The following is an 8119-nucleotide window of genomic DNA, read 5'->3' as shown; positions in this document are numbered from 1 at the left end:
GCGCCCCCCCCCGCCCCCCCCCCCCCCCCCCCCCCCCCCCCCCCCCCCCCCCCCCCCCCCCCCCCCCCCCGCTCCCACATTAGGTTCTGCTGTGTTCCCGATATTTATTGCGCGTCAAACGCCTGCCCGTTGATCCCGGCACTGTCCGGCCCCATCAGGTACAGGTACACCGGCATGATCTCTTCCGGCGCCGGCCGCTCCATCGGGTTTTCACCCGGATACGCCTGGGCGCGCATGCTGGTGCGTGTGCCGCCGGGGTTGATGCTGTTGGAGCGTACCGCCGCCACATCCTCGAGTTCGTCGGCCAGGGTTTGCATCAAACCTTCGGTTGCAAACTTCGACACCCCATACGCCCCCCAATACGCCCGGCCCTTGCGCCCGACGCTGCTGGAGGTGAACACCACCGACGCATCCTGGGACAGCTTGAGCAGCGGCAGCAAGGTGCTGGTCAGCATGAACATCGCGTTGACGTTCACGTGCATCACGCGCATGAAGTTTTCACCGGACAACTGCTCGATCGGTGTCCGTGGGCCGATGATCGAGGCGTTGTGCAGCAACCCGTCGAGGTGGCCGAAGGCCTTTTCGATCATCGCCGCCAGCTCATCGTATTGATGCGGCAGGGCTGTCTCCAGGTTGAACGGGATCACCACCGGCTGCGGGTGGCCTGCGGCTTCGATCTCGTCGTAGACCTGGGCCAGGTTGGCTTCGGTCTTGCCCAGCAGCAGCACCGTGGCGCCATGGGCCGCGTAGGTTTTCGCCGCCGCCGCACCAATCCCGCGACCGGCACCGGTCACCAGGATGACGCGGTCTTTGAGCAGTTCTGGACGTGCGGAGTAATCAAACATAAATAGCCTCGACAAAATTCAACAGATTGCTAACACCACGCTTGAGAATAGTGAAGATCCCCTGTGGGAGCGGGCGTGCTCGCGAAGGCGGCGGGTCAGTTGACACGTTCATTGACTGACACGCTGCCTTCGCGAGCACGCCCGCTCCCACATTTATATCTCCATTGGCCTCAGCAGCTGCACAGCGCGTTATCCAACACCTTGCGCAGCTCCAGCGGGTGATCCACCACCACATCGGCGCCCCAGTGACGCGGGTTGTCATCCGGGTGGATGTAGCCGTAGGTCACCGCCGCCGTGCGCGTGCCGGCGTCGCGGCCGGACTCGATGTCGCGCAGGTCATCGCCCACGAACAGCACGCTGGCCGGGTCCAGGTCGAGCATCTTGCAGGCCAGGATCAGCGGCTCCGGGTCCGGCTTGCTGTTCTTCACATGGTCCGGGCAGATCAACAGCGCCGAACGTTCGGCCAGGCCCAGTTGCTGCATGATCGGCTCGGCAAAGCGCACCGGCTTGTTGGTGACCACGCCCCAGATCAGCTTGGCTTTCTCGATGTCTTCGAGCAGTTCTTCCATGCCATCGAACAGCTTGCTGTGGATCGCGCAGCCCTTGAGGTAGCGCTCCAGGAACTCCTGGCGCAACGCTTCAAAACCTGGCGATTCGGGGTCCATGGAAAAGGTCACGGCGACCATGGCGCGGGCGCCACCGGAGATTTCATCGCGGATGTGCTGGTCGTTGATCGGCGCCAGGCCGCGATCGGCACGCATCGCCTGGCAGATGGCGATAAAGTCCGGCGCGGTGTCCAGCAGGGTACCGTCCATATCGAAGAGAACCGCTCGCAACTTCACAGGCTTACTCCTCGCGCAGGGTCTGGATCATGTAGTTGACGTCAACGTCGCTGGCCAGCTTGTAGTGCTTGGTCAACGGGTTGTAGGTCAGGCCGATGATGTCCTTGACGGTCAGCCCGGCCTGGCGGCTCCAGGCACCCAGCTCGGAAGGGCGGATGAATTTCTTGAAGTCGTGGGTGCCGCGCGGCAGCAGCTTCATGATGTATTCGGCGCCGATGATCGCGAACAGGTAGGCCTTGGGGTTGCGGTTGATGGTGGAGAAGAACACCTGGCCGCCCGGCTTGACCATGCGGAAGCAGGCGCGGATCACCGAGGACGGGTCTGGCACGTGCTCGAGCATTTCCAGGCAGGTGACCACGTCGAACTGCTCGGGCATTTCCTCGGCCAGGGCTTCGGCGGTGATCTGGCGGTATTCCACGCTCACACCGGATTCCAGCTGGTGCAACTGGGCTACGGCGAGTGGCGCTTCGCCCATGTCGATCCCCATCACGGTGGCGCCGCGCTGGGCCATGGCTTCGCTGAGGATGCCGCCGCCGCAACCGACGTCCAGCACCTTCTTGCCGGCCAGGTTGACGCGTTCGTCAATCCAGTTGACCCGCAGCGGGTTGATGTCGTGCAGGGGCTTGAACTCGCTCTCGCGGTCCCACCAGCGGTGGGCGAGGGCTTCGAATTTGGCGATTTCGGCGTGGTCGACGTTGCTCATGGTGAATCCTCTAAACCTGATAAATCGTGTGGTCGGTGCCCGGCGCGCACGCCCGGCACCGGCGTTATTCGTGGTGTCCGCTGATGCGTTGGCCCCAGGCAATGGCCGTGGCGGTCAACTGTTGTTCATCCATGCGGGTCAATTGCCGGTCGTCGAGCAACTGCTTGCCGGCGACCCAAAGGTGTTTCACGCAATCGCGTCCGGTGGCATATATAAGCTGTGAGACCGGATCGTAGATCGGTTGTTGCGCCAGCCCGGAAAGATCGAAGGCCACCATGTCCGCGGCCTTGCCGACTTCCAGCGAGCCGATTTCGTTCTCCAGGCCCATGGCGCGCGCGCCGTTGAGCGTCGCCATGCGCAGTGCACGGTGGGCATCCAGGGCGGTGGCCGAGCCGGCGACAGCCTTGGCCAGCATCGCCGCTGTACGGGTTTCGCCCAGCAGGTCGAGGTCATTGTTGCTGGCGGCGCCGTCGGTGCCGATGGCCACATTGACCCCAGCCTGCCACAGGCGCTCCACCGGGCAGAAGCCACTGGCCAGTTTCAGGTTCGACTCCGGGCAATGGATGATGCTGGTGTTGCTTTCTACCAGCAAAGCCAGGTCGTCCTCGCTGATTTGGGTCATATGAACGGCCTGGAAGCGCGGGCCGAGCAGCCCGAGGCGGCCCAGGCGTGCCAGCGGCCGTTCGCCGGTCTGCTCGACGGCCTGTTGGACCTCGAAGGCGGTTTCGTGCACATGCATATGGATCGCGGCGTCCAGCTCCTCGGCGATCACGCGGATCTTTTCCAGGTTGGCATCGCACACGGTGTAGGGCGCGTGGGGGCCGAAGGTGATCTTGATGCGCGGGTGGTGCTTGAGGTCGCCGAACAGCTCGATGCCCTGGCGGATCGCCTCATCGGCGCTGCTGGCGCCGGGAATCGGGAAGTCGAGGATCGGAATAGCGATCTGCGCGCGCATGCCGCTGTTGTGCACGCAATCGCTGGCGACCTTGGGGTAGAAATACATGTCGGAGAAGCAGGTGATGCCGCCCTTGAGTTGCTCGGCGATCGCCAGGTCGGTGCCGTCCCGCACAAAGGCCTCATCGACCCATTTGGCTTCGGCGGGCCAGATGTGTTTTTCCAGCCACGTCATCAGCGGCAGGTCATCGGCCAGGCCGCGAAACAGGCTCATCGCCGCGTGCCCGTGGGCGTTGATCAGGCCCGGGCTGAGCAGCATGCCCGGCAGCTCGCGGACCTCGGTAGCCGCCAGTTTCAGCGCGGCAGCCCGTGGGCCGATAAAGGCAATGCGCCCATCGCGGATCCCCAGGGCATGCTCCTTGAGCACCACGCCGGCAGGTTCGACAGGCACCAGCCAGGTCGGCAGGAGTAATAAGTCGAGCGGGGCGGCAGTGGCGGTCATCGCAGGCTTCTTCCGGGGCAGCTATAAAAGAAGGGCGAAGTATACCCGAGCGTCCAGGCTGGCGGATCGCTATAATCGGCGGCTTTTGTTGATGAGTACGGGGTGAGGGATGCGCGATCGACTGTTGGCAGCGGAGAAAGTGAAGGCCATCGATTGGCGTGATGGCGCACTGCACCTGCTCGATCAGCGTGTTTTACCCTCCCGCGAAAGCTGGGTGGTGTGTTCGACGGTCGAAGACGTCGCCGCTGCCATCCGCTCGATGACCGTGCGTGGTGCGCCGGCCATCGGCATCAGCGCAGCCTACGGCCTGGTGCTCGCCGCCCGTCAACGCATTGCCGAAGGCGGTGACTGGCAGGCGGCATGGGAAGAGGACTACGCGTTGCTGGCCGATTCGCGTCCGACAGGGTCGAATCTGTTCTGGGCCCTCAAGCGCATGCGTGACCGCCTCGACCGTCTCAAGAAGCACGCCGACCCGGCGGCGGTGCTGGAAGCCGAAGCCATCGCGATCCACGAAAGTGACCGTGAAGCCAACCTGAGCATGGCGCAGCTGGGCCTTGAGCGGATTCGCAAGCACCAGGGCAATGCCCAGGCGATCCTCACCCATGGCAATGCTGGCGCCCTGGCCACCGGGGGTGTCGGCACGGCCCTCGGGGTGATCCGCGCTGCCTTCCTGGAGGGGTTGGTCGAGCATGTCTACGTCAACGAAACGCGCCCCTGGCTGCAGGGCTCGCGGTTGACGGCCTGGGAGCTGGCGGGCGAGGGGATTGCGACCACCGTCAATGCAGACTCGGCCGGCGCGCATATTCTCAAGACCAAAGGGGTGACCTGGGTGGTCGTCGGCGCCGACTGCATCGCGGCCAATGGCGATGTGATCGGCACGATCGGCACTTATCAGTTGGCAGTGTGTGCCATGCACCATGGCGTGCGCTTCATGGTGGTGGCGCCGAGTTCGACGCTGGACCTGATGATGGCCACTGGCGAGGACGTCGCTCTGGAAGAGCGCGACGCGGGCGAGTTGCTGGAAGTCGCCGAGCAGCGTTTGGACGTGGCGGCTTTCAACCCCGTGTTCGACGTGACTCCCGCCGACCTGATCGATGTGATCGTGACTGAGAAAGGCATCGTCGAACGGCCGGACACCGCCAAGCTGGCCAAGTTGATGTGCCGTAAACGATTGCATTGAGGGCGTTGCGGTCTTCGAGATTGCTATCGCTGGCAAGCCAGTTCCTGCAGTGGCGGTGCGCACTGTGCAACATTGTAGGAACTGGCTTGCCGGCGAACCCCCTCAAATGTCAACAAAACCATTGGATCCATACGCAAAAAATAGCACCAAGGCATCTCTGAGCCCCTCTCGTCGCCCTCAAGCCTGTCATCCGTCAACTTACTATGCTCCATGCGCATCAGGGGGATAGGTGCGTGGCGGCGATTGTGATAACATCCGGCGGTTTCCAGGGCTGCCCCGAGGGGTGGCCTATAACGTGCAGATCCGTGTCATAACTCGTTGATTTGTCGTAAGTCGTTGTCAGGCACTGTGCCGGCAGCGGCGAGCTTCGTTCGTCCCATATGGATGTGACGAAGTTTCACCCGAAAAAGGAATCAGGCTTCTCATGGGCGAACTGGCCAAAGAAATCCTCCCGGTCAATATCGAAGACGAGCTGAAACAGTCCTACCTCGACTACGCGATGAGCGTAATTGTCGGTCGGGCACTGCCTGATGCGCGCGATGGCTTGAAGCCCGTGCACCGGCGTGTGCTGTTCGCGATGAGCGAGCTGGGTAACGACTGGAACAAGCCGTACAAGAAATCTGCCCGTGTTGTCGGTGACGTGATCGGTAAGTATCACCCTCACGGCGACACTGCGGTGTACGACACCATCGTTCGGATGGCCCAGCCGTTTTCCCTGCGCTACCTGCTGGTAGACGGCCAGGGCAACTTCGGTTCGGTCGACGGCGACAATGCCGCGGCCATGCGATATACCGAAGTGCGCATGACCAAGCTGGCGCACGAGCTGCTGGCCGACCTGCATAAAGAAACCGTGGACTGGGTGCCGAACTACGACGGCACCGAAATGATCCCGGCCGTCATGCCGACCAAGATTCCAAACCTGCTGGTCAACGGCTCCAGCGGTATCGCCGTGGGCATGGCCACCAACATCCCGCCACACAACCTCGGTGAAGTCATCGACGGTTGCCTGGCCCTTATCGACAATCCTGAGCTGACTGTCGATGAGCTGATGCAATACATCCCCGGTCCGGACTTCCCGACCGCTGCGATCATCAACGGTCGCGCCGGTATCATCGAAGCCTACCGCACCGGTCGCGGGCGCATTTACATGCGCGCCCGCTCGATCATCGAAGACATCGACAAGGTCGGTGGCCGCCAGCAGATCGTCATCACCGAACTGCCGTACCAGCTGAACAAGGCGCGTCTGATCGAGAAGATCGCCGAGCTGGTCAAAGAGAAGAAGCTCGAAGGCATCACCGAGCTGCGCGACGAGTCCGACAAAGACGGTATGCGCGTGGTGATCGAGCTGCGTCGTGGCGAAGTGCCTGAGGTGATCCTCAACAATCTCTACGCCCAGACCCAGCTGCAAAGCGTGTTTGGTATCAACGTGGTAGCACTGATCGACGGCCGCCCGCGCATCCTGAACCTCAAGGATCTGCTCGAAGCCTTCGTTCGTCACCGCCGTGAAGTGGTCACCCGCCGCACCGTGTTCGAACTGCGCAAGGCCCGCGAGCGCGGCCACATCCTGGAAGGCCAGGCAGTTGCGCTGTCGAACATCGACCCGGTGATCGCCCTGATCAAGGCCTCGCCAACCCCGTCGGAAGCCAAGGAAGCGCTGATCAGCACCCCTTGGGAATCCAGCGCCGTGGTGGCCATGGTTGAACGCGCCGGCGCCGACTCGTGCCGTCCGGAGACCCTGGACCCGCAATACGGTCTGCGCGAAGGCAAGTACTTCCTGTCGCCGGAACAGGCCCAGGCCATCCTGGAGCTGCGCCTGCACCGCCTGACCGGCCTGGAGCACGAGAAGCTGCTGGCCGAGTACCAGGAGATCCTCAACCAGATCGGCGAGTTGATCCGCATCCTCAGCAGCGCCGTGCGCCTGATGGAAGTGATCCGCGAAGAACTGGAAGTGATCCGCGCCGAATACGGCGACGTGCGCCGCACCGAAATCCTCGATGCGCGTCTCGATCTGACCCTGGGTGACATGATCCCGGAAGAAGAGCGCGTCGTGACCATTTCCCACGGTGGTTATGCCAAGACCCAGCCCCTGGCTGCGTACCAGGCCCAGCGCCGTGGTGGTAAAGGTAAATCGGCTACCGGCGTGAAGGATGAGGACTACATCGCTCACCTGCTGGTCGCCAACAGCCACACCACGCTGCTGCTGTTCTCCAGCAAGGGCAAGGTGTACTGGCTCAAGACCTACGAGATCCCGGAAGCCTCGCGTGCCGCCCGTGGTCGTCCGTTGGTCAACCTGCTGCCGCTGGACAGTGATGAGTACATCACCACCATGCTGCCGGTCGAGGAATACACCGAAGGTCACTTCATCTTCATGGCGACCGCCAAAGGCACCGTGAAGAAGACCCCGCTGGAATCCTTCAGCCGTCAACGCAGCGTGGGCCTGATCGCGCTGGAGCTGGACGAAGGCGACGTGCTGATCTCCGCCGCCATTACTGATGGCGAGCGTGAAGTCATGCTGTTCTCCGACGGCGGCAAGGTCACGCGCTTCAAGGAATCCGACGTCCGCGCCATGGGCCGTACCGCCCGCGGTGTGCGTGGCATGCGTCTGCCGGAAGGGCAGAAGCTGATTTCGATGCTGATCCCGGAAGAAGGCAGCCAGATCCTCACGGCTTCCGAGCGTGGTTATGGCAAGCGCACCGCCATCAGCGAGTTCCCGGAGTACAAGCGTGGCGGCCAGGGCGTGATCGCCATGGTCAGCAACGATCGCAACGGCCGTCTGGTCGGCGCGGTCCAGGTGCTCGACGGCGAGGAGATCATGCTGATTTCCGACCAGGGCACGCTGGTACGTACCCGTGTGGCCGAAGTGTCGAGCCTGGGCCGTAACACCCAGGGCGTGACGCTGATCAAGCTGGCCAAAGACGAAAAACTGGTGGGCCTGGAGCGTGTGCAGGAGCCATCGGAAGTCGAAGGCGAAGAGTTGGAAGGTGAGGAATTCGACGGCGAGGTGATCCCGGCAGGCGATGACAACGTCGACGAGCCAACCCTCGACGCTGCCGCAGACGAAGAAGAACCGCAGGAATAAGCGGACACACAGGGGGCGGATGAAGATTCGCCCCCTTGTTGTTTGTCCCTTGTGAAATAACACGTCCTTTGGCT

General features: G+C 62.7%; 6 protein-coding genes. 2 read left to right on the top strand and 4 right to left on the bottom strand.

The features are described from left to right. Nucleotides 1-104: 104 nt before the first annotated feature. From NTD80_RS25305 to NTD80_RS25290, 4 genes are all read right to left on the bottom strand, one after another. Nucleotides 105-845 carry a YciK family oxidoreductase gene (locus NTD80_RS25305; protein ID WP_065901843.1) on the bottom strand — a complete coding sequence of 247 codons (741 nt, stop codon included), beginning with the start codon at nt 843-845 and terminating at the stop codon, nt 105-107. 170 nt (nt 846-1015) lie between these two features. Next, a complete protein-coding gene (gene mupP, locus NTD80_RS25300; protein WP_201143765.1) occupies nt 1016-1687 on the bottom strand; it encodes an N-acetylmuramic acid 6-phosphate phosphatase MupP in 672 nt (223 codons plus the stop codon). Nucleotides 1688-1691: 4 nt separating this feature from the next. Next, the gene (gene ubiG / locus NTD80_RS25295; RefSeq protein WP_003172645.1) at nt 1692-2390 is read right to left on the bottom strand and encodes a bifunctional 2-polyprenyl-6-hydroxyphenol methylase/3-demethylubiquinol 3-O-methyltransferase UbiG; all 699 of its coding nucleotides are present in this window, start codon (nt 2388-2390) and stop codon (nt 1692-1694) included. Nucleotides 2391-2454: 64 nt separating this feature from the next. Then, nucleotides 2455-3786, bottom strand: coding sequence for a TRZ/ATZ family hydrolase (locus NTD80_RS25290; protein WP_106804784.1), 1332 nt, complete (start codon nt 3784-3786; stop codon nt 2455-2457). A gap of 109 nt (nt 3787-3895) precedes the next feature. On the opposite strand from NTD80_RS25290, the gene mtnA reads away from it, so the two are divergent. Together mtnA and gyrA are read left to right on the top strand one after the other, a co-directional pair. Further along, the gene (mtnA, locus tag NTD80_RS25285; protein WP_262135379.1) at nt 3896-4966 is read left to right on the top strand and encodes an S-methyl-5-thioribose-1-phosphate isomerase; all 1071 of its coding nucleotides are present in this window, start codon (nt 3896-3898) and stop codon (nt 4964-4966) included. Nucleotides 4967-5390: 424 nt separating this feature from the next. Beyond that, complete coding sequence (gyrA, locus tag NTD80_RS25280; protein WP_201143768.1) at nt 5391-8045, top strand: DNA gyrase subunit A; 2655 nt, start codon at nt 5391-5393, stop codon at nt 8043-8045. Nucleotides 8046-8119 lie beyond the last annotated feature (74 nt).

The sequence above is a fragment of the Pseudomonas sp. 13B_2.1_Bac1 genome, assembly GCF_025466155.1.
Lineage (GTDB): Bacteria > Pseudomonadota > Gammaproteobacteria > Pseudomonadales > Pseudomonadaceae > Aquipseudomonas > Aquipseudomonas aylmerensis.
The sequence above is the reverse complement of the archived record's forward strand: the minus strand, read 5'-3'. Positions and strand labels throughout refer to the sequence as shown.

Excerpts from the sequence above, each read along its gene's own strand:
- ubiG (WP_003172645.1), bottom strand. The coding sequence starts at position 2,390 with ATGAGCAACGTCGACCACGCCGAAATCGCCAAATTCGAAGCCCTCGCC.
- gyrA (WP_201143768.1), top strand. The coding sequence starts at position 5,391 with ATGGGCGAACTGGCCAAAGAAATCCTCCCGGTCAATATCGAAGACGAG.
- NTD80_RS25290 (WP_106804784.1), bottom strand. The coding sequence starts at position 3,786 with ATGACCGCCACTGCCGCCCCGCTCGACTTATTACTCCTGCCGACCTGG.
- mtnA (WP_262135379.1), top strand. The coding sequence starts at position 3,896 with ATGCGCGATCGACTGTTGGCAGCGGAGAAAGTGAAGGCCATCGATTGG.
- NTD80_RS25305 (WP_065901843.1), bottom strand. The coding sequence starts at position 845 with ATGTTTGATTACTCCGCACGTCCAGAACTGCTCAAAGACCGCGTCATC.